Source organism: Acidovorax sp. GW821-FHT09A11 (genome assembly GCF_059418365.1).
On sequence record NZ_JBWKPS010000006.1, the window covers coordinates 284981 to 307262 of the forward strand.

The following is a 22282-nucleotide window of genomic DNA, read 5'->3' on the forward strand; positions in this document are numbered from 1 at the left end:
TTACCGTCAGAGAATTTGCCGCTCGGCCACCACAAACGCCGTGATTTCAGACAAAAAAGTCTTGGCATGAGCCATTGTTTCCTTGCCAGCGTCTGAACCGAACGCTGCACCAAGCGTCTCCGCGTCCTTGAACCAAAGCTCGACGATCCCGTCGATAGGAAGATCGCTGTAGGCACAGGGGCGCCCTTTCAATCTTTCCCGTCCAGTGATCACATTCTGGCGGTAGGCGCTGACGCCAGACATCTTGCGAACCAAGTCGCCGTGAGTCTTCCATTCTCGACGGAACTCTTCTTCGCTCAGGGTCGGCAGACGCTTGATGACCGACATGCGCTTTAGGAGTTGGGAGCGCTCTTTCTGTGGAGGCACCGGAATGACCACGGACTGCTCGGCGGTCACGATGTGCAAGTCACCAAGGAAATACTGCTCGTCCTGGATGAGGTCGTTCGCCAAATCGCTATCGCTGAAAGCTCGGTCAGACTGCTTTGCGTCGTCAAAAGACAGTTGCGAAAATCCATCGAAATCCCATGGTCCCCTCGCGAAGTCAATACCTCGCTGCAGTCGATCCACGACGGGGTTTTGCCAATACTCGCGCAAATTGGGCAACTGACTGGCGAGCGCTCCATGGCTATCGCGCCAATATGAATTGAAATCCTCAAAAGTCCAGCCGACTTTTTTTCGGATGAGCCCCATGCGTACCGTCATAAGCGTGTCCTTCCCTTTTATGTCAGCTCTGCTGCTCGGCAGCCTCCGCACGTGCTCGTACCAGCCCGGGTGCACGCTTTGCCAGCCATATGCCATGGCGAATGGGCCAGCGCTGGTAGTTCGAATCCATACCCAATGCACCCGCCGCGTGGTGAGCCCAGTACGGATCGAACAAGGCCTCTCGACCCAAAGCGATCAGATCAGCCTTGCCTTCTTGAAGTACGGCCTCTGCCTGAACCGCATCGACGATCATTCCAACCGCCTGCGTGGGCACATTGGCGCCATGCCGAATGCGTTCAGAGAACGGCACCTGAAAGCCCAGTCCACGTGGCACCGGAAGTGCGCGCGTTTCCTCAGTCAACCCGCCCGATGAGCAGTCGATGACGTCCACGCCGACTTTGACCAACTCGCGTGCGAGGACAACCGAATCCTCCAAGCTCCACCCGTCAACGCTGCCATCCACTGCGGACAGCCTGCAGAAGAGAGGCTTGCTGGCAGGCCAGACAGCCCGCACTCGGGTTGCCAGTTCGACCGCAAGTCTCATGCGGCCATCGAGGCTGCGGCCCCACTCATCGTCTCGGTGGTTTGAGTTCGGGGACAGAAAGCTGGCGACTAGATAGCCGTGACCGAAGTGCAACTCCACGACGTCAAAGCCCACCTTGTCCGCCCGCACTGTTGCATCGACGAAGCGTTGAATCGCGTCCTCAATCTCCTGAGCATCCATAGCTCGGGGCGGGGACCAACCTGGACCTGCAGCGAGCGCGCTGGGGCCGAGCCGCTGCCAAGGCTCTGTGCCGGCTTGCATTTCCGTGTCACTCAATGCCGCACCTCCCTCCCACAGCGGCTGGCTACCCGACTTTCTGCCCGCGTGAGCCAGCTGGACGCCAATTGCACAGTCGTTTGCGTGCACGAAATCGACCACTGCCTTCAGCGGCTCGATTTGGCTGTCATCCCACAAACCCAAATCCGCGGTTCCAATACGGCCACGCGCGTCGACAGCAGTACTTTCCGTCAAGATGAGACCTGCGCCACCGAGTGCGAACTTCCCGAGGTGAACCATATGCCAGGGAGTGGCTCGACCCGCTTCGGCGGCATGCTGGCACATCGGAGATATGACAACGCGATTCTTCAGCTGCAGCTCTCGAAGCCTCAAAGGCTGAAACAACAGCGGCTCATGGATAGTCATGATGAGATTTGAAAGGCTTAAGAGTTCGATGAAGGCGGCACTGGCGGTCTAGTGCCGAGGAAAGTGCCGGCCATGACTGCGAAAAAGCCCACGAGGTGCCACGTAGTCAAACGCTCGTCCAGCAACATCGCAGCAAAGAGCACGCCGAAAACAGGAACCCAGTAGAGGAAGACCGCTGTGCGTGCTACACCAATAGAGGCAATGGCGCGGTTCCAAAGCAGATTACTCAAGGCCGTGGCCATCACCCCGGAGAACAAGATCAGCGCCCATTGCCACCATCCAGGGAAAATCGCTTCAGGGGCCAAGGAAGGACTTCTGATTGCCGCCTGCAGCACTAGCATCAAAGTACCAACGAGGTAAATGGACCAGCTGATGGTCAAGGGATGTAAAGAGCGGGCAAGGCGCTGCACCAGCGCCCCCCCGGCCGCAAAGCTCACCACCCCCGCCACCAGCATCAGATCGCCAATGCTCGCACTAGACAGTCCGGCGCCGGGGTGACTAAGCACTACAGCAGAAACACCGCCAAAGCCCAAAGCAACACCGAGCAGACGTTGCGGGGTCAGGCGCTCACGGAACATGATCGCGGCAAGCACTGCAGACACCAAGGGGCTGAGAGCCATGATGAGAGCGCCGTTCGTCGCAGTAGACCGCTGCAACCCCTCTGCGAAGAGCAGTTGATTCAGGTAGACCATCAGTACGCCGCACCCAACCAGTGTACGAACTTGCTTCCAATCCAGGCCGGTAACTATCTGGCGTTTCCAGACCAGAATTCCTGACAAGACAGCTAGCGCGACAACCATCCGCAAGGCTGCGAGCATGGAAGTTTCGAAGCTGAGGGTCAGCTGCTTCACCACGGTGACATTGAGCCCCCAGATCGCCATCGCGGCGATGAGGGTCACCTGCACCCCAAGTGCCCGGCGACTCACAGTGCGCGGACTTTCAGGATGCATGGGTTCCGCGCTTCTTCATGACGCCGCGACCGTGCCAGCGCAATCCCCAAACCCAATGCGCACCGCACCTTCGGCTTCGCACCACCCGCGCAGGATCAGCGTATCTCCATCTTCAAGGAAGCTGCGGACCTCTCCGTTGGGTAGTTTGACCGGGTGCTTTCCACTTGTCGTCAGCTCCATCAACGAGCCCGCCTCGCTCGGATCTGGGCCAGACAGGGTCCCAGAACCCAACAAGTCGCCAGCCTGCAAGTTGCACCCATTCACAGTGTGGTGCGCTACCAATTGCGCGGGGGTCCAGTACGCCGCTCGACTGGAATTGGTTCTTGAAAGGGGCACAGGGCCCTCGCCCGCGTCGCGCATCGTTTGGGTCTGCAGAAGAACCTCAAGAGATATTGAGAATGCTCCCCTTTTGCGATTGCCGTCACCGTCAAGGTACGGGAGGGGTTGCGGGTCTTCGGGGGGCCGCTCGAACGCTACGCGAAAGGGAGCCAATGCCTCCATGGTCACCATCCAAGGGGACAAGGTACTTGCAAAATTCTTGGAGAGGAAGGGGCCCAGAGGCTGATATTCCCAGCCTTGGATATCACGCGCGGACCAATCGTTGAACAGGGCCACTCCAAAGAGATGAGACTCAGCATCTCCAATCTCGATGGACTCTCCCTGCTGATTGCCTGCCCCTACGAGCCAACCCAGCTCCAGCTCATAGTCCAGGCGCCTGGACGGCCCCAAACCAGGTACAGACATGTCGGGAGCCTTGATCTGGCCACGGGGCCGCTTGAAGGTGACGCCGCTCACACCGATCGAAGATGCGCGGCCGTGATACCCAATGGGTACCCATTTGTAGTTGGGCAGCAATGGGTTGTCTGGACGGAACTGCTTGCCCACCGTGGTCGCGTGGTGAACACTCGTGTAGAAGTCGGTGTAGTCGCCCACACGGCAAGGCACTGTGTACTCGCATTCAACCTGCGGCACCAGGGCGCCCAACCAGGTCGCACGTTGAGGACTTCCGTCACGCAAGCCTTCGGAAATCTTGTGACGCAGGGCCCGCCGATCGCTCATCGAAGCGCCCATGACGAGGTTCATGTCGTCGGTGTCAATCAAACCAGCGGCCCGAAGATCCAAGACCTGATCACCAATGGCCACGCCGATCTTCCAGTCGCCCTGACTATCCACTCGCTTGAATCGCCCGAAAGGCAAGTTCTGCACTGGGAAATCGCAGCCTGCAAGATTGGCCGAATCGACCCAGCTCTTTAGCTTCGGGTCGTGGGTAGCGTCGATGTCATACATAGTCTCTCAACTCCTTCCGGCAGGCTTGAACTGATCCTTGAGACCCGCCCAGCAGTCCGCATAGTCATGATCCAAAGGCGCCTTGCCGAGTGCGAAGGCGGAAGGAATGAAGCAATACCGGCTTTCAAACATGAACGCCAGGGTGTTGTCCAGCTTCTGTGGTGTCAGCTCCACGCTTGAGGCCTTTTCAAAGGCCTCTTCATCAGGGCCGTGCGGCACCATCGCGTTGTGAAGGCTGGCACCGCCAGGTTTGAACCCACCAGGCTTGGCGTCGTACTCGCCGTAGACCAGGCCCATGAACTCGCTCATCAGGTTGCGGTGGTACCAAGGCGGTCGGAAGGTGTCTTCCATGACCAGCCATCGCGGCGGGAATATCACGAAGTCGCAGTTCGCCGTGCCAGGCGTATCGCTGGGCGAAGTAAGCACCGTGAAGATGGACGGATCTGGGTGGTCGAAGCTGATGGAACCGATGGTCATGAAGTTGGCCGTGTCGTACTTCACCGGCGCCAAGTTTCCATGCCACGCCACAACGTTAAATGGCGAACCCTTCGCAGGTGCAATCCAGAAGTGCCCACCAAATTTCTTTATCAGCTCGCAAGAACCTGTTTGCTCTTCGAAGGCAGCAACAGGAGCCAGAAAATCTCGCGCATTCGCAAGCCCGTTCGACCCAATGGGCCCCAGTTCAGGCAAGCGAAACTGCGCACCGTAGTTCTCGCACACATACCCCCGCGATGGTCCATCCGGCACTGCAACTTTGAAGGCCAAGCCACGAGGCAAGACTGCAATCTCCCCGGGCCTGAGATCCAGGACTCCCAATTCGGTTGTGATGACCAACCGCCCTTGCTGGGGGACGATGAGCAATTCACCATCCGCATTGACAAATGCGCGCCTGTCCATGGACTTGTTCGCGAGGTACACCAAAGAACCCACACCCGCTTGCGCATCCGCGTCGCCATTGGCTGCCAGGGTTCTCATTCCATCAACGAAGTCGATTTCCACGCCCTCCTCGAAAGGAATGGGATGCCAGCGCATTGGCTCTGGTACGAGGAGCGTTCCGCGATCGCCACCCGTGGTCCACAACGGCTGGTGGTATGCCTTGTAGCGCCCCGCCACCACCGAGGGCTGGCGTCGGTACATCCATGTACGGCGGTTTTCATGCCTCGGCGCGGTGAACGCAGTTCCAGAAATAAGCTCGGGATACAGGTCAAACGGAGCCCTTTGCGGGCTATTGCGCCCCTGAGGCAGCGCGCCAGGCACGGCCTCCGTGGCATGCTCGTTGCCGAAGCCACTTTGATAGCGGCGTTCCGAATTCAAGTGGTCAATCACGCTTTGCTCCTTGACAGGTATTGCGGGCCGGCAAATCCCCAGAATGCAGGGACGGACCGACCCGTCCGCACCGTCCCAAAGGTCGGTCCGAGCCGAGATAACAGATGGTTGGGGACTGAAGGAGAAACCTCAGCCTTCCAGCGTCTTCCACATTTCGATGTCGCGCTCTGCAGTCCAGATGCGTGGATCAGCGTATTGAGTCGCCTCGTCGTAGCAACGGGTTACATCGAACGGCATGCAGTGGTCAAAGATGACCCAGTGACCATATTTGGGCTTCAGCGCTGCGAATGTCTCCTTGTAGATCGTGTTCAGATCCTTGCCCGCAGAGACGCCCTTTCGCACATTCGCATACACGTCGGCAATGAATTCACCTGTCTCTGAAAGACCTTTGGCGACCTCTTCAGGAGTGGTCAGAGCCACTCCGCGTCCTGGCACCAACGCCTTTGGATTGAGGGCAGCAAGATTTTTCAGGGTTTGCGGCCAGTCCTTGAAGTAGGCGTCGCCCGCATAGGGTGTGGCGCCGAACTCGACCAGATCGCCAGACAGCAGAGCACCCTCACCAGGCAGCCACACGACGGTATCGCCTTTGGTGTGACCACGGCCGAGTTGCAACAACTGGACTTCCACCTTGCCAAGCCACAGCGTCATTTTTCCGGTGAAAGTCATCGTGGGCCAAGTCATGCCAGGGGGTACGGTCTCAACTCCCGCGAAGAGACGAGGGAAGCGACCAATTTCGCTGGCCTTGTCCTGCTCGCCACGCTCAACGATCAAATCGTAGGTGTCCTGGCTCGCAAGGATGTGATCTGCGCCGTATGCACTGGCACCGAGCACGCGCACAGCGTGGTAGTGCGTCAGAACGACGTACTTGATCGGCTTGTCGGTCACCTCGCGAATACGGCGGATGACGTCTTGCGCCATGGCCGGCGTGGCCTGTGTATCAGCCACGAGCACTGCGTCGTCGCCAATGATGATGCCGGTGTTTGGATCGCCTTCTGCTGTGTAGGCCCACGCGTGTTCGGATATCTGGCTAAAGGTGACCTTCTTCTCTTCAAGGTCGGCTTGCGAGGCAAACTTCTTGGATTCTTGGCTCATGGGATATTCCTTCTGAAATAGGTTGATGACGGTCAATGTGAGCCGAGGTACGCGGCCTTGACCTTGGGATCGTTAAGGAGTGCACTACCAGTCCCCTCCAAAGTGATGTGGCCAGTCTCGAGCACGTAGGCACGATCTGCGACACCGAGAGCCTGCTTGGCCATCTGCTCAACCAGCAGGATCGTCAGACCCGACTCGCGCAGCTGGCGGATGGCATTGAAGATGTCTTTGATGATCAAAGGCGCCAATCCGAGAGACGGCTCGTCCAGCAACAGGAGCCGTGGCTCACTCATCAGCGCACGCGAGATCGCCAACATCTGCTGTTCACCGCCCGACATGGTTCCGGACAACTGGTTCTGACGCTCACGCAATCTTGGGAAGCGGTTGAACTCTCGCTCGATCGCCGCTTCAATCGCTGCTGGATTGCGCCGGCGGGAGTAGCCGCCCAACATCAGGTTCTCGCGAACTGTCTGGTCGGCAAAGACACCTCTGCCCTCGGGCGACATGGCTACCCCCAGCGCGACGCGCTCGTGTGCTCTGACTTTCGAGACGTCCTTCCCATCAATCTGTATGCTGCCTTCGGCAACGGGTTCCAGCCCGCAGATGCTTTTGAGAAGAGTGCTTTTGCCCGCGCCATTCGCACCGATGATGGTGACCACTTCGCCCTCCCGCACTTCCAAGCTCACGCCTTTGACGGCCTGGATCGCGCCATAGGCGACCTTCACTGAATCGAGTTTCAACATAGGGTGCTTTCCAGATCAGGGGGCGACAAGAGCGTCCACCGGTTCGTCAACGCCTAGGTAGGCCTCGACGACACGGGGGTTGGCTTGCACTTCAGAGGGCTTTCCCTCTGCGATCTTGATCCCGTAGTCCAACACGATCACGTGGTCGGAGATCGACATGACGAGATCCATGTGGTGCTCCACCATCAAGATGGTCACACCGCACTTGCCAATACGGACAAGAAGATCGCCCAACTCCGCTGTCTCTTGTGGATTGAGACCTGCAGCTGGCTCGTCAAGCAACAGCAGTTGAGGCTCAGTGGCTAGCGCCCGTGCCAGCTCGACACGGCGCTGAAGGCCATAGGGGAGGCTGCCGGCCGGTTGATAGGCCAGATGCAGCAGACCGACCAAATCCAGCAGTTGCAAGGCGCGGGCGCGGGTGGCGGCTTCCTGCTTTCTAGCGCTGGGTAGCGCAAACAAGGATGCGAGAAACCCATTCGTCATGCGCGTATGGCGGCCCAGCATGACATTGTCCAGAACCGACAGATCTGCAAACAGCCGCAGGTTTTGGAAGGTGCGCCCCATTCCCATACGACAGATCGCATGCACCGGTCGGCTCGATACCTCCTGGCCAAGAAACTTGATCGAGCCTTCACTTGGATCCAGAAGACCCGTGAGCATGTTGATCATCGTGCTCTTACCCGCACCGTTGGGTCCGATCAGCGCGTGGATATGCCCACGCTGAAGTCGGAAAGACACGTTTTGAGCAGGCCGTACTCCACCGAAGTTTTTGGTGACACCTTGGGCCACCAGCAACTCGCCCTCTCCCTGCGGACCAATGCGCGTCGGAGCTGCGGATTTGATAGGCATGCCAGGGGCAGCCGCCGGCCGGCGGAACCACGTCGAAAGAAGCCCCATGACCCCTCCCGGCATGATGTAGAGCGCAAACAGCAGCAGAAATCCATAGAGAAAGTGCTGGGCTGACGGCCAACGGGCCAGAGCAGCGTCGATCACAGTCAGAACCACTGTTCCAACCAAAGGGCCGTACTGCGAGCCGGCACCACCAAACAGCACCAACAGCAGAATAAAGATCGACAGATGGAATGTGATGAAGTCGGAGTTGATGTACTGGTTCTGTTGTGCCACCAGCGCGCCAGCAATGCCACAGGTAACTGCCGCAACCACAAAGGCTATGACCTTGGCTCGATAGACACGGACGCCCACCGAAGATGAAGCGATCTCATCGGCTTGCAGTGAGAGCAGCGCCCGGCCAAAACGGCCCTGCAAAAGATTGCGCAGCAGCAGATGCGTCACCGCGCACAGGGCGATGCCCAGCCACACCCATTGCAGGGACGTAAGGGGCTGTCCGTTCCAGGTCAGTGGCTTGATGCCGTAGATACCCTGGGCGCCCCCAAAAACGTCAGTCCATTCTCCGACGAGCTTTTCGACAACGATGCCGAACGCCAGCGTCACCATCGCGAGATAGGGTCCTTTGACCCGCAAGGACGGCAGCGCGATCAGCACGCCGCAGATGCCGGAGACAACAGCTGCCAACGACAGCGCGAACCACGGGTTGATCTCCGTGCGCGTTGTGATCAACGCCACCGCATATGCCCCGGCTGCGAACAGGCCAGCCTGGCCCAGTGACTTCTGCCCTGCATAGCCCACAAGCACGTTCATGCCTGCAGCACAGAGGTAATACACGCACATCATGAAAACGATGCGCAGGTAGTAGTCATTTCCCAGAAAGGAAACCAGGCCTGCGAGAACAGCGACGGCAAGCATGACCCCGAAAAGATGCTGGCCGCGCTTCATACCTTCTCCACCATCTGCTTGCCGAAAAGACCGGTCGGCCGGAACGCAAGAACAAGAATGACAAGGGCAAAAACAGCGACCTCGCGCCACTGCGCCGACCACAGGTTCACCAGGGACTCAAGGACGCCGAGAACGAACCCGCCAATCACACAACCACGTGGATTGCTCAACCCACCGATCATGGCGCCGGAGAATCCCTTCAGCCCCACGGTGAGGCCCATGAAAAGGGATGCCTGCGCAATAGGAGCGAGAAGGAAGCCTGAAAGGCCAGCCAGCGCAGAACTGACAACGAAAGCGCCAATCATCACTGCGTTGGTATTGATGCCCATGAGGCTCGCGACGTTGCCGTTAGCCGCAACAGCCCGCATGGCCTTGCCCACCATCGTTCGGTTCATCACAAAGTCGAAGCCGATCATGATGACAACGGCGACCCCCAACGTGAGCAGCTCCTGCGGTCGCACACCGACTCCCATGAGACGTATGACAGTGTCGCCCACCGGTCCCGGGACGACCACCGGCTTGGGGCCCCAAATGGCCAAGCCGATACTCTGGAGGATGACGCCAAAGCCCAGGGTGCTCATGACCCATGCCATGCCAGGCCGCCCAGCGAAAGGACGTACGCCAATCACATAGAGCAGCCATCCCAAGAAGCCCATCACTCCAAGGGCTGCAACAAGCGCCAGCAGCTGGGCACCGGCACCAGGCTGGGCCTGGCCGAACGTAGTGGAAGTCACAGGAAGACCGAGGACGAGGAAGAGCGCGCTCATGCCGATGAATGCACCCGCGGACACGAATTCCCCATGGGAGAAATTCAAGGTCTTGGTGGTTGTAAATGTGATGCTGAAACCCAGGGCTACCAGGGCGTAGGCACCGCCCACGGCCAAGCCACTGAGAATCGCCTGCAAGAGCGCCTCTGTCATTGTTATCTCCGAGATGATTTCCTGGACTGCTTCGCGCAGTCCAGACAAGCGTTGCGCGTTATTGCTTGAAGTCCGCGCTGCTCAGCGAGTTCACGATCGGATCCGCATAGGGCATCAGCTTGCCGTCCTTCCAGCGAATCCAGACCAGGTCTTTGGCTGTCAGAGCCTCATGGTTGGCCTTGCTGAACGGCTTGTCATAAGTCTTGAGTACGCCTTGAACCGGTGCTTTCAGATCTTCCAGCGCGACACGTACAGCCGAGCCATCAAAGCTGTTGGCTTGCTTGGCAGCCGCAGCGTAGAGCTGCACCGAGTCGTAGCCATGCAATGCAAAGGAGAACGAGCCGGGCGCCTTGAGTTTGGCCCCGATGCGATCAAACAGCTTCTGCTGGGAAGGTGTACGCGTCTCGCTCACCGTGCGCATGAAGATTGGCTTCTCGGCAAGCGCCTTGCCTGCCGCATCATAGAAAGTGATGTTGTCGGCAGCCCAGGAGGTCAGCACCAAGGGGAAGTAATTTGTCTTCTCCATGCTGCGAACAAGCTGCGCGATGGGCGTCCCCTGAGCCCAGACCACCACAGTGTCCACGTTCGCGGACTTCATCTTGCTCAGCTGAGACGTCATATCGGTATCGCCCACACCGAAACGCTCAGTCGCTGCAATCTTGATATCTTGCAGCTTCGCGATTTCCTCCATGTCCTTGAGACCGCCCTGGCCATAGCCCGTGGTTTCCGCCATCAGACCGATTACTTTTGACTGGCCCGCATTCTTTTTCACGTAGGCCATCAAGGCCGCTACTTGCTCACGATCCACCATCGAGACTCGGAACATATAGTTGTCCGCACCAGGACTCATGGGCTTGGTGATATCGGTGCCCGAACCCACGTTGCCGATCACAGGGATCTTCTTTTGGTTGGCGATGTGCTTCCAGGCCATCGCATTGCCAGAGTTGGTCGGACCAAAGACCGCAGAGACCTTCTCGCTGTCGATCAATTCGCTCATGTTCTGGATCGACTTTGGAGGCGCAGAGGTATCGTCCCGCGTAACCAGCGTCAGCTTCTTGCCCAGAACGCCGCCTGCAGCGTTGATGTCGGCGATTGCGGCCTCCATGCCCAGAACCGCTGCCTGCCCACTTTGCGCCGATGGGGATGCGGACAAATCTCCGTTGTATCCAAGCTTGATGTCTTGCGCGCTTGCGGTGGCAGCAGCGACAACGCCGGCTGCCAGGATGGCTCGCTTGAAGAGCTTAGGAATACTCATGGCTGTCTCCTTTTTGGAATGGTGAACTCGGTGAGTTCTGGGTTGGAAATCTGGATGGAAACGACTCAAGGACTCAGGAGGCGAGAAACCCGCCATCCACAGGAAGCGTGACCCCCGTCACATAGGAGGCCATGCCGGATGCCAGGAAAACCACGGGACCGACCAATTCTTCGGGCTGGCCGACGCGTGCCATGGGCGTGCGCAGCATGAATTTGTCGAGTCGCTCAGGAGCCTCCCGTGTGTAGGAAGTCATCGGAGTTTCGATGACTCCGGGAGCGATTGCGTTCACCCGAACTCCGTCCTTGGCAAGCTCGACGGCGAGGGCTTGCGTCATGAGTTTGACGGCGCCCTTGGATGGTGAATAGCCCACCACGTTGGGGATTCCAGTGCTCGAGGCAATAGACCCCACATTGATGATCACTCCCCTGGTCTGCTTCAGCGCATCCAGCCATGCATGCGATGGAAGGAAAGATCCCATCACGTTGACATTCAGAGTGCGCTCGAGGTTGGACGCCACCTGGGGGCTGTCCAGCCCCTCGCGAATGATGATGCCCGCGTTATTGACCAGGATGTCGATATTGCCGATTTCAGTGGCCACAGTTTTTGCCAAGGCTTGGCAAGCATCATTGGAGGTCACGTCCAACTTGTACGCGATTGCATCACTGCCAGCGGCCCTGATTTCTGCGGCAACAAGCTTGGCGTTCTCTTCGTTCAAGTCCGTCACGACGACCCGAGCCCCTGCCTTTGCAAGGCCCTTGGCGATAGCCCTGCCATTGCCTTGTCCTGCGCCGGTCACAAGCGCGATGCGTCCATGGAGGACCTTGGGCGCCATGAGTTCAGAGATTTCCATTGCGGTCTTTCTTGGTATGTATTCGATCTATGCTGTTTGGGGTTGCAGGCGCCCAGCAGAGGTCCGATTCGGACTGGCTGTCGGTTCACTTGTTTTCCTTGCGAGCGTCTGACCGACGACATAGCCAAAAGTGAGCGCTGGACCGAGGGTGATGCCTGCGCCTGGGTAGTTGCCGCCCATGATGCTGGCGGCGTCATTGCCAACTGCATACAAGCCCTTGACTGGCTGCCGGTCCTTTGAAAGGACTTGGCAGGACTCATCGGTTGCCAGCCCTGCGAACGTCCCGATTTCACCCACAACTATCTTGATGGCATAGAACGGACCTCTATGGATCGGGGCCATGCAGGGGTTGGGCTTGACCAGCGAGTCGCCCTGATACCGGTTATAGGCGGTGCTTCCCTTGGCAAACTTTGTGTCCACTCCAGACGCGGCATCCCGATTGAAGGCTTCGACCTCTTCTTGGAGGGCGGCGGCTGGAACGCCGATGAGGCTCGCCAGTTCCTGAAGGCTGCTGCCTCGCTTCAAATAGCCACTTTTGAGATGCTTGCCAATGGGCAGAGGGAATGGAGCTACCGCCCCCAACCCATATTCGCGCAGGTGCTCGTGATCACAGACGAGCCAGCAGGTCACTTCGGCGGACCCTTTGCAAGCTTTCACGAGGTCCTGAATGAAGTCGTGGTAAGACATCGCCTCGTTGGTAAATCGCCGCCCCCTTGAAGTCACGGCGATCACACCGGGCTTCGCGCGATCGATGAAGTGCGGCATAACTCCCTGGGTGCCATCCTTGCGCTGGACCACCGAGGTTGGACACCAGGCGGCCGCATTCGGGATGCTGGGATCGACCCAGCCCCCTACGGATTCGCCGAGGCGCAACCCGTCACCGGTGTTCAGCGCAGGGGACGGAGTGAAGTGCTCTCGGCCGGTTGGCGCATGTGGGAACAACTGCTTGCGACGCTCGATGTCGTAGGGAAAGCCACCACAGGCAAGAACGACGCCTCTGCGCACTCGAACTTCTACTGACTTGCCGTCCCGCACCACAGTTGCACCCACGACCGCATCGCCTTCCACGATGAGTTTTTTGACCGGAGCATTCAGCCACACGGGGATGTTCAGGTCCATGCCGGCCTTGGCCAGCCGACCGGCCAGTGCATTGCCGTTGGTCAGCGTCATCCCACGGCCGTACCTGACAACATCCATGAGATGTCCGCCGAAGCGCTTGGCAACATACAAGAATGACTCGAGCGACTTGAAGGCACGCAAGAAGTGCCACAGCTCCTTACCTGATCCAAGCATCATCCCGAAAACCGTCAACTCGGGCACGGGGGGGGCGAGTTTTGAAACATAGGCTCCGAGTTCACGGGCATCGAATGGGCGGGTCACCATGGAGCGGCCACCTGGCTGGCCGCCGGGGGCCTCTGCGTGATAGTCCGGAAACACTGGCGGCATGTCGAATTGCACGCACGTTTTTTCCGTGAAGAAATCAATGGCCTTTGGCCCGTTCTCGATAAAGGCGTCTACGCGCGCGGGATCGAAATGCGTAGTGGTTTCGTGCTGCAGGTATGCCCGTGCCGCCCCTGGGGGTTCGCTGATGCCTTGCTCCCTGGCGAGCTTTGTCCCGGGAATCCACAACCAGCCACCAGACCGGGCCGTGGTGCCCCCATAGACAGGCGCCTTGTCGACAACCAGTACCTTCAACCCCTCGTACGCAGCCGTCACGGCCGCGGACATGCCGGACGCTCCAGTTCCAACTACCAAAACGTCATAGCTCGTTTCCAGCTCACTCATGGTCATCACTCCTTGGACGTAGGGGCCGCCTTTAGCGACCCAATGACGTTAGTATGGTGCTAATGCATTTTTTATAGACTAATGGTTTACCCCAATCAAATGCAATTGAATGGATCAGATACCATGCATCGACTACGGGGACATCTGTGATGGAAGAAATTGACGTGGCCCCAGACAAGGCGCGCCGAGGCATTCAAGCCATAGAGGCTGGTGGGCAGCTGCTTCTTGCGCTGGAGGCCCACGGGCACCCTCTTCCCCTCAAGAAGCTTGCCTGGGCTGCCAACATGGCTCCGGGAAAGGCACACCCCTACTTGGTGAGCCTCTCAAAACTCGGTCTGGTGACTCAAGACGCCTCAACCGGCCACTACTGGCTCGGTCGTACCGCCATGGAACTGGGTCTCCTGACGCTTCGCACCGTCAATCCCTTGCGCGAAGCCGCACCGCTTGCGGAACTGCTCGCGCAAGAAACAGGGCACAGCGTTGCACTGTCTGTTTGGGGAAATCAAGGGCCGACAGTGGTATCGCTTTTCGATGCGACCTATCCCCTTCATACCAACATGCGTGTGGGGACGGTGATGTCTCTTGCCGGAACAGCAACGGGGCGCTTGTTCGTGGCCTATCTACCTCGACAACTCATAGAAGAGTCACTGCTGGAGGATGACCGTCGCCTGGGCCCAGATATCGCAAAAACCGTTGAGCCGAGCGAACTGCAAGATATGCTCAGCTTGGTGCACGAACATGGACTCTCACGTTCCGTGGATATGCCTACCGTGGGGGTCAGCTCGTTTGCAGCCCCGGTTTTCGACTATTCGGGCAATGTTGTGATGGCGGTCACACTCCTGGGGCGTACCCGGTCATTTGACACAGCTTGGAGCGGAAACCAGGCAAAGGCGGCAAGAGCATGCGGCTCAGCGATCTCCACGCGGCTCGGGAGCCTCCGGCGCGGCGCCTGAGTGCAGAGCAAAAAAATGAACAGACGGAAACAAAAGCCCCATGGCTCCCGATTCAGCGCCGTATTGCGCCTGGTCACAGACATCCTAATGCATAAGCACTAGACTAAAAATTCATCTATGGCAAACGAGACCGCCAAATTTAACTCCAAGGACAAGACCATGGGCGCACTTGATGAAGACGGCAATGAAGGTGGTTCCGAGAAGGAGCGCCGAGGAATTCAGTCTATTGAAGCCGGCGGTCAGTTGCTTCTCGCACTGGGTGCGCAAGGTCGCCCGTTGCCGTTGAGAGAACTGGCGCGAGCTGCCGACATGGCTCCAGGAAAGGCGCACCCCTATCTCGTGAGCTTTGCCAAGTTGGGGCTTGTGACCCAGGAAGCCTCGACGGGGTTCTATTGGCTAGGCCCCACGGCAATGCAACTAGGCCTTGTGACCCTCCGCATGCTCAATCCAGTACGCGAAGCCACTCCCTTCGCCGAGCAGCTGGCGCGGGAAACTGGGCACAGCGTCGGATTGTCCGTCTGGGGAAATCAAGGCCCGACGATGGTCTTCCTCTTTGACGCCATCTATCCGCTGCACACCAACATCCGTACTGGAACGGTAATGTCCCTTGCCGGTACTGCGACTGGTCGATTGTTCGCCGCATACCTTCCCGCGAAACTGATCGAAGAATCGTTGCTGGAAGACGAGCGGCGCTTAGGGCCGGACATTGCGAAACCCGTCGACACGGAAGAACTGCAGAGAATGTTGATCGAGGTGCGCAAGCATGGGGTATCGCGCTCGGTCAACAACCCCACCCCTGGTGTTTGCTCCTTTGCCGCGCCCGTCTTTGACTATTCAGGCAACATCGTCCTGGGCGTCACGCTCATGGGGCGCTCAAGGTCTTTCGACACGGACTGGAATGGCACCCAAGCCACAGCCGTGCGCGCATGCGGCCAAGAGGTATCCAAACGCCTAGGCGGACCTTCAAGAGCCTCTCTGGATCCGCGCTGACATCCATTGGCCGGGATGGCCTGCCGCTGGCGAGGTTCACCTACGCCTTCCTGAATCCGAGCCTCTGCGAGATAGCGAGGGCACAGGTGCGCAGGGCCACGGCCATCGGACCATTCCAATCAGGGTCAAAGGTACCCGTAGGGCCCATCATCGTGATAGTCAGGGCAATCGCGCCGGAGTAGTCAAAGACTGGTGCCGAGAACGAAACAATCCCCGGCGTTGGATGATTCACCCCTCGCGACATTCCCCGCGCCCTCACCTCCTCGATCAGATCCTCAACCGCCTTGCCATCAAGCGGATGGGCAATGTCAGGGCCCAAACGGATGTAGTCATCCTGAAGCATCCGGTCGATCAATGGCCTTTGCAAGTAAGCTGAATACACCCTGCCGGTTGCTGTATTGGCCAGCGACATCACCGTTCCGGTACGGATGTTGGTGTTGATCGGGTACGCGGCGTCGATCAGGCGAACGATGACGGGCCCGAGGTTTCCCCAGACCGCGATCGCAACCGTGTGCCCGGTTTCAGCAGCCAACGCCTCCGCCATGGGCGTCGCTTCGCGAATGGGATTGAGAGTCTGAAGCCCGGTGAGCCCCAATTGGATCGCCATAGGTCCCAGCAAGTACTGACCAGTTACGGGGTCCTGTGCCACGAGCCCGATCTTCCCAAAGCTCACCAAGTAGGGATGGATCTTCCCGGAAGGCATGCTGACAGCCTTGGTCAGGTCCCTGAGGGCCATAGGCCTTGGCTCAGAAGCCAACACCCTCAGTATTTCCCCCCCCACCTCTATTGACTGGATTCCACGGCGCTCACGGCCACTAGGGTGCGACGGACTCAAATCGTCATCTTGCGGGGCAGTCAGTTTCATAGGGCGAAATCATAGGCCCAATCAGACAAGCAGGTGAAATTCAACAATGACTAACGCACTTGCATAGGGTAAATACTAGTTATAGTTTAGCGAGCTAGATAAATACTAGCGACTGACAGCGCGGAGTGCGTGACTCACATCCGCCAACTCGCCGCATCCGCCCTTTTTCACTCGGAGACAAACATGAGAAACCTTCTGACAGCACGTCGACTGGCCCTTGCGGCAGTTGCATTCGTTTCACTGGCAGCCGCAGCGCAAGACATCAAGCTGGGGTTCAACGGTGACCTGTCTGCCTCGCCATCTGCACAAAGCGGGGCGGCAGGCGTGCTCGGAATTCGCGCCGCTATTGACGACATCAACGCTGCAGGGGGCGTGCTTGGCCGCAAGCTCACACTGGTGATCCGTGACGATCAATCCCAGCCACCCAAATCGATCCAGAACATGAGCGAGTTGATCGACAACGAGAAGGTGGTAGCCGTGCTTGGCCCCACCAACTCTGGGAACGCGATGGCCTGGAAACACATTCCCAATCAGAAAAAAGTTGTCTCCATGGGCATGATCGGCGGCGGAACCGACATCACCAAACCGATGAGCCCGGGTGCTGAAAACTACATGTTCCGCGTCTCCATCGTTGACAGGGAGCAGGTGGTGGGTTTGATGGCCTATGCGAAAAAAGCGGGAGCCAAGAAGCTCGGCCTGGTGGCGGAGACCACGGGTTATGGCCAAGGTGGGCTCAAGGACATGACCGAGATCGCAAAGCTGCAAGGCCTGGATGTCGTTGCCACGGAGAGATTCGCTGTTGGTGACACAGATATGACCTCACAGCTGAGCAAACTCAAAGCAGCAGGTGTGGACACGCTCGTGGTTTGGGCTCAGGGAACGCCCACTGGCCAGCTGGTCCGCAGCATGGAGAAGGTCAACTATTTCCCGAATGTCCTGTCATCCTGGGCCGCAGACAACATCACGTTTTATGACGCGGCGGGCCAAGCCTTGGCCGAAAAGCCAATTTTCATGCGCACCATGGTTGATGCCGTCGCCCCCAAGCAGAAGGCCCTCTTTGAGCGCACCAAGGAAAAATTGGCCGCAGCAAGTGCATTTCCGTTCGTCGCCCATGGATACGACGCAACGCTGCTGCTGGTAGCCGCCATCAAGCAAGCGGGCTCCACCGATGGAGCAAAGATGCGCGAGGCACTGGAAAACCTGCAAGCGCCGATCGATGGCATCAAGAAGACTTATGAACGCCCCTTCTCGCCGACAAGTCATGAAGCACTGACCGCTAGCGACTTCGCTTTCGTCAAATGGACAGGGGGCAAGCTCACTCAGGTGAACGATGCAACGACCAAGTTGCTGCAATCGCCTGATTTCAAGCGCTAGATGCCGTCGCAGGCCCCATCGGCAGCTGCTTTGCTGGGGCCTCCGCCTTCGATTGGCTTATCGCGCCTAGGCGCGATGCCACTGGAATTCAGTCCCCCGCAGAAGCACCCAATGAACATCCTCGAACTTCGGCCCGACATGTCAGGGCATGAGATACAGGCACTCAAGTTTGCCTACGAGCCTTCGCCCGACCAGCGCAATGAGCATCCTACGCACCACCCTGTCGTTGTCATCGGCGCTGGGCCAGTGGGTCTCAGCCTAGCCATAGACCTCGCTCAACGCGGACAGAAGGTCCTGCTGCTGGACAACGATGATCGGCTGTCGAACGGATCGCGCGCCATCTGCTTTGCCAAGCGCACGCTGGAAATTTGGGATCGATTGGGCGTGGGCGACGCCTGCGTCGACAAGGGCGTCTCGTGGAATGTGGGCAGGCTGTTCCGCGGTAGCGAGCAGGTATACCAATTCGACCTGCTGCCGGAACAGGGCCACGAACGCCCCGCCTTTATCAATCTTCAACAGTACTACGCAGAAGCGTACCTGCTGCAACGAGCAACCGCGCTTCCCAATTTGGAAATCCGCTGGAAGAACGCTGTGGTCGCCTTGGATCAGATAGAGGGCGAAAACGGAAAAGTCATTGTGGGAGTCGATACGCCAGATGGCCCGTATCAAGCGACTTCCGACTATGTCGTCGCGTGTGATGGTGGACGGTCCAGCGTTCGCGCGCTCATGGGTCTTGAGAGCAAGGGGCAGGTATTCCAGGACCGGTTCCTGATCGCCGATGTCAAGATGACTGCGGACTTCCCCGCCGAACGCTGGTTCTGGTTTGACCCACCTTTCCATCCGAACCAGAGCGTCCTTCTACATCGCCAACCCGACAACGTCTGGCGAATCGATTTCCAGCTCGGGTGGGATGCAGATCCAGACGAAGAGAAGAAGTTGGAGCGAATCACTCCGCGCATCAACGCAATGATGCGTCAGGCGCTTGGCCGAGAAGTCCCCTTCGAACTGGAATGGGCGAGCGTTTACACGTTTGTTTGTCTACGCATGGAGCGCTTTCGTCATGGCAGAGTGATCTTTGCAGGAGACAGCGCCCACGGAGTTTCGCCGTTCGGAGCCCGCGGCGCGAACTCTGGCATTCAGGATGCGGAGAATCTCGCCTGGAAACTGGACGCTGTCCTCAAAGGGAAAGCGACAGCGCTGGCGGCTGAGGCCCTCCTGGACAGCTACGGCACCGAACGTGAATACGCCGCAGACGAGAACCTGCTGAACTCAACCCGCGCCACCGACTTCATCACCCCCAAAAGCGAAATCAGCAAGCAGTTTCGCGATGCGACCCTTGATCTCGCAACCGAATTTCCATTCGCGCGTCAACTGGTCAACAGCGGGAGACTGTCTGTTCCGGCTACTTTGGAGACCTCGCCTCTGAACACTCCAGACAGCGAGAAATTCGACTCGCCGATCCGTCCGGGTGCCCCTGCCGCAGATGCCCCGATAACCCACGCAGGAAAGACAGAATGGTTTCTGCGGCAATTGGGTCAAGACTTCACATTGGTGGTCTATTCGGATCAAATACCTGCCGACCTCGCTCAAACTGAAGTTGACAAGGTACTGGTGGTGACCGGCGTGACATCACTGCAGGACGGTCCAGGTCTCAGGGTGATCTGCGACAACGAAGGTCTGTTCGCCCGCCGCTACGACGCGCGCCCTGGCAACGCATGGTTGATACGCCCCGACCAGCATGTATGCGCGCGCTGGCGTGCACCTCGAGCCGCAGACGTCGGGGCTGCATTGCTGCGAGCTCTCGGAAGCCCCATCCAGGACTGATATGAATCTCATCACGACACCGAACTTCGAAGCCGCGGACGAATTCTATGAAAGCTTGATAGAGACGCATCGCGAGCTCGACCTGACGCAGAGCCACGAACTAAACACAAAGCTCGTGCTATTGCTCGCTAACCATGTAGGAAAGCGTGATGTATTGTCGGCCGCACTGACCGCGGCGCGACGCAACACCTGCGCTGAAAAACCATAGGCCAGCGCGATGCGGGGGAAATGGGGTGAAGGTGACCTGCACCGGCCAGGATGGTTGAGGAACTGTTCATCGGCGAGCCCGCGCCGGTCGCCATGCAGGGTTGTCCACAACGAGCTACCGGGAACCGCCCAAGATGACCGAGGCAGCTGCCTGGCTGAGGGCGCGCATCGTCGAGCTGGTCTACCAGCGCCGGAGCTTCGGCCAACACCCCGCACTCACTCCACCGTCACGCTCTTCGCGAGGTTCCGGGGCTTGTCCACATCCGTCCCCCGCGCGCAGGCCGTGTGATACGCCAGCAGCTGCAGCGGCACCACGTGCAGCAGCGGGCTCAAGGGCCCGTAGTGCTCGGGCATGCGGATCACGTGGATGCCCTCGCTGCTCTCGATGCGGGTGTCGGCATCGGCCAGCACGTAGAGCACGCCCGCGCGGGCGCGCACTTCCTGCATGTTGCTCTTGAGCTTTTCCAGCAGCGCATCGTTGGGGGCCACGGTAACCACGGGCATGGCGCTGGTGACCAGGGCCAGGGGGCCGTGCTTGAGTTCGCCCGCCGGGTAGGCCTCGGCGTGGATGTAGCTGATTTCCTTGAGCTTGAGCGCGCCTTCGAGCGCGATGGGATAGTGCAGGCCCCGGCCCAGGAAGAGCGCGTTCTCCATGCGCGCGAAGTCCTCGGCCCAGCTGATGAGCTGCGGCTCCAGCGCCAGCACGGCCTGCAGGGCCACGGGCAGGTGGCGCATGGCCTTGAGGTGGGCGGTTTCCTGCGCTTCGGTCAGGCGCCCCTTGGATTGGGCCAGTGCCAGCGTCAGCAGGAACAGGCCGGCCAGCTGCGTGGTGAAGGCCTTGGTGCTGGCCACGCCGATCTCCACGCCCGCGCGCGTGATGTAGGCCAGCTTGCATTCACGCACCATGGCGCTGGTGGCCACGTTGCAGATGGTGAGCGTGTGCGCCATGCCCAGGCTTTGCGCATGGCGCAGGGCGGCCAGGGTATCGGCGGTTTCTCCGCTCTGGCTGATGGTGACGACCAGCGTGCGCGGGTTGGGCACGCTGGTGCGGTAGCGGTACTCGCTGGCCACCTCGACCTGGGTGGGAATCCCTGCGATCTCCTCGAGCCAGTACTTGGCCGTGCAGCCGCTGTAGTAGCTGGTGCCGCAAGCCAGGATCAACACGCTGTCGATCTCCTTGAACACGCGCCAGGCGGCAGCGCCGGGCTGGCCGTGCTGGCCCGCGCCATCGAACAGCTCAGGCACGATGCCCTCCACGCCTTCGAGCGTGTCGGCGATGGCGCGCGGCTGTTCGAAGATTTCCTTTTGCATGTAGTGGCGGTAGGGGCCCAGCTCGGCCGCGCCGCTGTGGGCCAGCACGGTGCGCACGGGGCGCTGCGCCGGGGTGAGCGCCTCGCGGCCCTTGCCCACGATCCAGTAGCGGCCCAGCTGCAGGTCCACCAGGTCGCCCTCTTCCAGGTACACGATCTGGTCGGTGACGCCCGCCAGGGCCATGGCGTCGCTGGCCAGGAAGTGTTCTGAGCCATCCTTGCCCACGCCCAGGATCAGCGGCGAGCCCGCGCGTGCGCCCACCACGCGGTGGGGTTCGTCCTTGTGCATCACGGCGATGGCGTAGGCGCCATGCAACTGGGCAACCGTGGCCTGCACGGCATCGAACAGGTCGCCGCTGTAGTGGCTGTCCACCAGGTGGGCGATGACCTCGGTGTCGGTCTGGCTGGTGAACACGTAGCCGCGCGCCTGCAAGGCGGCGCGCAGCTCCTCGTGGTTCTCGATGATGCCGTTGTGCACCAGCGCCACGCGCCCCGGGGTGCCCGCCGCATCGCCCGCGCCGTGGCTGAAATGGGGGTGGGCGTTGTGCACTTCCGGTGCCCCGTGCGTGGCCCAGCGGGTGTGGGCGATGCCGGTGGCGCCATCCACATGGTCGGCCTGCACCTGTTCAAGCAGTTCGGCCACGCGGGCCGTGCTGCGCGCGCGCTGCAGGCCGGCGGGGCGCGCCGCGTCCAGGCTGGAGGCGTGCACGGCCACGCCGCAAGAGTCATAGCCCCGGTATTCGAGCCGCTGCAGGCCCTGCACGAGGATGGGAACGATGTTGCGCGTGGAGACCGCGCCGACGATGCCGCACATGGTGGTTGCCCTGGTTGGAAAGCGATGGGGGCGATGGTAGGCGGCACAGAAAGAA

At 59.4% G+C, this 22282-nt stretch carries 19 protein-coding genes; 5 read left to right on the plus strand and 14 right to left on the minus strand.

The window, feature by feature from the left end; genetic code table 11:
- Window positions 1–6 precede the first annotated feature (6 nt).
- The 12 genes from AC07PV_RS17665 to AC07PV_RS17720 form a co-directional block, all read right to left on the minus strand.
- Entirely contained in the window at window positions 7–702 is a 696-nt protein-coding gene (locus AC07PV_RS17665) for an EthD domain-containing protein (RefSeq protein WP_494630925.1), read from the minus strand.
- Between the two features lie 22 nt (window positions 703–724).
- Complete coding sequence (locus tag AC07PV_RS17670; RefSeq protein ID WP_494630926.1) at window positions 725–1888, minus strand: NADH:flavin oxidoreductase/NADH oxidase; 1164 nt, start codon at window positions 1886–1888, stop codon at window positions 725–727.
- Between the two features lie 17 nt (window positions 1889–1905).
- Window positions 1906–2787, minus strand: coding sequence for a DMT family transporter (locus AC07PV_RS17675; RefSeq protein ID WP_492244642.1), 882 nt, complete (start codon window positions 2785–2787; stop codon window positions 1906–1908).
- Window positions 2788–2853: 66 nt separating this feature from the next.
- Window positions 2854–4125, minus strand: a complete 1272-nt coding sequence (gene fahA / locus AC07PV_RS17680; RefSeq protein ID WP_494630927.1) for a fumarylacetoacetase — start codon at window positions 4123–4125, stop codon at window positions 2854–2856.
- Window positions 4126–4131: 6 nt separating this feature from the next.
- Entirely contained in the window at window positions 4132–5451 is a 1320-nt protein-coding gene (hmgA, locus tag AC07PV_RS17685; protein WP_494630928.1) for a homogentisate 1,2-dioxygenase, read from the minus strand.
- A 129-nt stretch (window positions 5452–5580) separates the two neighbouring features.
- Window positions 5581–6543 carry an MBL fold metallo-hydrolase gene (locus AC07PV_RS17690; protein ID WP_494630929.1) on the minus strand — a complete coding sequence of 321 codons (963 nt, stop codon included), beginning with the start codon at window positions 6541–6543 and terminating at the stop codon, window positions 5581–5583.
- 32 nt (window positions 6544–6575) lie between these two features.
- Entirely contained in the window at window positions 6576–7286 is a 711-nt protein-coding gene (locus tag AC07PV_RS17695; RefSeq protein WP_218296213.1) for an ABC transporter ATP-binding protein, read from the minus strand.
- A gap of 15 nt (window positions 7287–7301) precedes the next feature.
- On the minus strand, window positions 7302–9080 hold the full coding sequence (locus AC07PV_RS17700; protein WP_218296214.1) for a branched-chain amino acid ABC transporter ATP-binding protein/permease: 1779 nt from the start codon (window positions 9078–9080) through the stop codon (window positions 7302–7304).
- Window positions 9077–10000: a branched-chain amino acid ABC transporter permease gene (locus AC07PV_RS17705; protein WP_218296215.1), complete on the minus strand. Its 924-nt coding sequence runs from the start codon at window positions 9998–10000 to the stop codon at window positions 9077–9079. Before AC07PV_RS17705 ends, AC07PV_RS17700 begins: the two co-directional genes overlap by 4 nt.
- Before the next feature lie 58 nt (window positions 10001–10058).
- Window positions 10059–11255, minus strand: coding sequence for an ABC transporter substrate-binding protein (locus AC07PV_RS17710; RefSeq protein ID WP_218339808.1), 1197 nt, complete (start codon window positions 11253–11255; stop codon window positions 10059–10061).
- Between the two features lie 73 nt (window positions 11256–11328).
- Window positions 11329–12105 carry an SDR family NAD(P)-dependent oxidoreductase gene (locus tag AC07PV_RS17715; protein ID WP_255594778.1) on the minus strand — a complete coding sequence of 259 codons (777 nt, stop codon included), beginning with the start codon at window positions 12103–12105 and terminating at the stop codon, window positions 11329–11331.
- A 27-nt stretch (window positions 12106–12132) separates the two neighbouring features.
- Window positions 12133–13890, minus strand: coding sequence for an FAD-dependent oxidoreductase (locus tag AC07PV_RS17720; protein ID WP_218296217.1), 1758 nt, complete (start codon window positions 13888–13890; stop codon window positions 12133–12135).
- A 149-nt stretch (window positions 13891–14039) separates the two neighbouring features.
- Here AC07PV_RS17720 and AC07PV_RS17725 point away from each other — a divergent pair, with 149 nt between their 5' ends.
- Together AC07PV_RS17725 and AC07PV_RS17730 are read left to right on the plus strand one after the other, a co-directional pair.
- A complete protein-coding gene (locus tag AC07PV_RS17725) occupies window positions 14040–14843 on the plus strand; it encodes an IclR family transcriptional regulator (protein ID WP_218296218.1) in 804 nt (267 codons plus the stop codon).
- Between the two features lie 159 nt (window positions 14844–15002).
- Window positions 15003–15833 carry an IclR family transcriptional regulator gene (locus AC07PV_RS17730; protein WP_218296328.1) on the plus strand — a complete coding sequence of 277 codons (831 nt, stop codon included), beginning with the start codon at window positions 15003–15005 and terminating at the stop codon, window positions 15831–15833.
- A gap of 40 nt (window positions 15834–15873) precedes the next feature.
- Here the strand turns inward: AC07PV_RS17730 and AC07PV_RS17735 are convergent, their stop codons facing one another.
- Window positions 15874–16698, minus strand: coding sequence for an IclR family transcriptional regulator (locus AC07PV_RS17735; RefSeq protein ID WP_218339811.1), 825 nt, complete (start codon window positions 16696–16698; stop codon window positions 15874–15876).
- A 183-nt stretch (window positions 16699–16881) separates the two neighbouring features.
- Between AC07PV_RS17735 and AC07PV_RS17740 the strand changes: the two genes are divergently transcribed.
- From AC07PV_RS17740 to AC07PV_RS17750, 3 genes are all read left to right on the plus strand, one after another.
- Window positions 16882–18072, plus strand: a complete 1191-nt coding sequence (locus AC07PV_RS17740) for an ABC transporter substrate-binding protein (protein ID WP_494630931.1) — start codon at window positions 16882–16884, stop codon at window positions 18070–18072.
- A gap of 111 nt (window positions 18073–18183) precedes the next feature.
- Complete coding sequence (locus tag AC07PV_RS17745; RefSeq protein WP_494630933.1) at window positions 18184–19896, plus strand: FAD-dependent oxidoreductase; 1713 nt, start codon at window positions 18184–18186, stop codon at window positions 19894–19896.
- Between the two features lies 1 nt (window position 19897).
- Window positions 19898–20104, plus strand: coding sequence for a DUF2783 domain-containing protein (locus tag AC07PV_RS17750; protein WP_369643441.1), 207 nt, complete (start codon window positions 19898–19900; stop codon window positions 20102–20104).
- A 215-nt stretch (window positions 20105–20319) separates the two neighbouring features.
- Here AC07PV_RS17750 and glmS read toward each other — a convergent pair whose 3' ends face one another.
- A complete protein-coding gene (gene glmS / locus AC07PV_RS17755) occupies window positions 20320–22227 on the minus strand; it encodes a glutamine--fructose-6-phosphate transaminase (isomerizing) (RefSeq protein ID WP_369643442.1) in 1908 nt (635 codons plus the stop codon).
- Window positions 22228–22282: the final 55 nt, after the last annotated feature.

Excerpts from the sequence above, each read along its gene's own strand:
- AC07PV_RS17665 (WP_494630925.1), bottom strand. The coding sequence starts at position 702 with ATGACGGTACGCATGGGGCTCATCCGAAAAAAAGTCGGCTGGACTTTT.
- AC07PV_RS17670 (WP_494630926.1), bottom strand. The coding sequence starts at position 1,888 with ATGACTATCCATGAGCCGCTGTTGTTTCAGCCTTTGAGGCTTCGAGAG.
- fahA (WP_494630927.1), bottom strand. The coding sequence starts at position 4,125 with ATGTATGACATCGACGCTACCCACGACCCGAAGCTAAAGAGCTGGGTC.
- AC07PV_RS17690 (WP_494630929.1), bottom strand. The coding sequence starts at position 6,543 with ATGAGCCAAGAATCCAAGAAGTTTGCCTCGCAAGCCGACCTTGAAGAG.
- AC07PV_RS17695 (WP_218296213.1), bottom strand. The coding sequence starts at position 7,286 with ATGTTGAAACTCGATTCAGTGAAGGTCGCCTATGGCGCGATCCAGGCC.
- AC07PV_RS17700 (WP_218296214.1), bottom strand. The coding sequence starts at position 9,080 with ATGAAGCGCGGCCAGCATCTTTTCGGGGTCATGCTTGCCGTCGCTGTT.
- AC07PV_RS17705 (WP_218296215.1), bottom strand. The coding sequence starts at position 10,000 with ATGACAGAGGCGCTCTTGCAGGCGATTCTCAGTGGCTTGGCCGTGGGC.
- AC07PV_RS17710 (WP_218339808.1), bottom strand. The coding sequence starts at position 11,255 with ATGAGTATTCCTAAGCTCTTCAAGCGAGCCATCCTGGCAGCCGGCGTT.
- AC07PV_RS17715 (WP_255594778.1), bottom strand. The coding sequence starts at position 12,105 with ATGGAAATCTCTGAACTCATGGCGCCCAAGGTCCTCCATGGACGCATC.
- AC07PV_RS17720 (WP_218296217.1), bottom strand. The coding sequence starts at position 13,890 with ATGAGTGAGCTGGAAACGAGCTATGACGTTTTGGTAGTTGGAACTGGA.
- AC07PV_RS17725 (WP_218296218.1), top strand. The coding sequence starts at position 14,040 with ATGGAAGAAATTGACGTGGCCCCAGACAAGGCGCGCCGAGGCATTCAA.
- AC07PV_RS17730 (WP_218296328.1), top strand. The coding sequence starts at position 15,003 with ATGGGCGCACTTGATGAAGACGGCAATGAAGGTGGTTCCGAGAAGGAG.
- AC07PV_RS17735 (WP_218339811.1), bottom strand. The coding sequence starts at position 16,698 with ATGAAACTGACTGCCCCGCAAGATGACGATTTGAGTCCGTCGCACCCT.
- AC07PV_RS17740 (WP_494630931.1), top strand. The coding sequence starts at position 16,882 with ATGAGAAACCTTCTGACAGCACGTCGACTGGCCCTTGCGGCAGTTGCA.
- AC07PV_RS17745 (WP_494630933.1), top strand. The coding sequence starts at position 18,184 with ATGAACATCCTCGAACTTCGGCCCGACATGTCAGGGCATGAGATACAG.
- AC07PV_RS17750 (WP_369643441.1), top strand. The coding sequence starts at position 19,898 with ATGAATCTCATCACGACACCGAACTTCGAAGCCGCGGACGAATTCTAT.
- glmS (WP_369643442.1), bottom strand. The coding sequence starts at position 22,227 with ATGTGCGGCATCGTCGGCGCGGTCTCCACGCGCAACATCGTTCCCATC.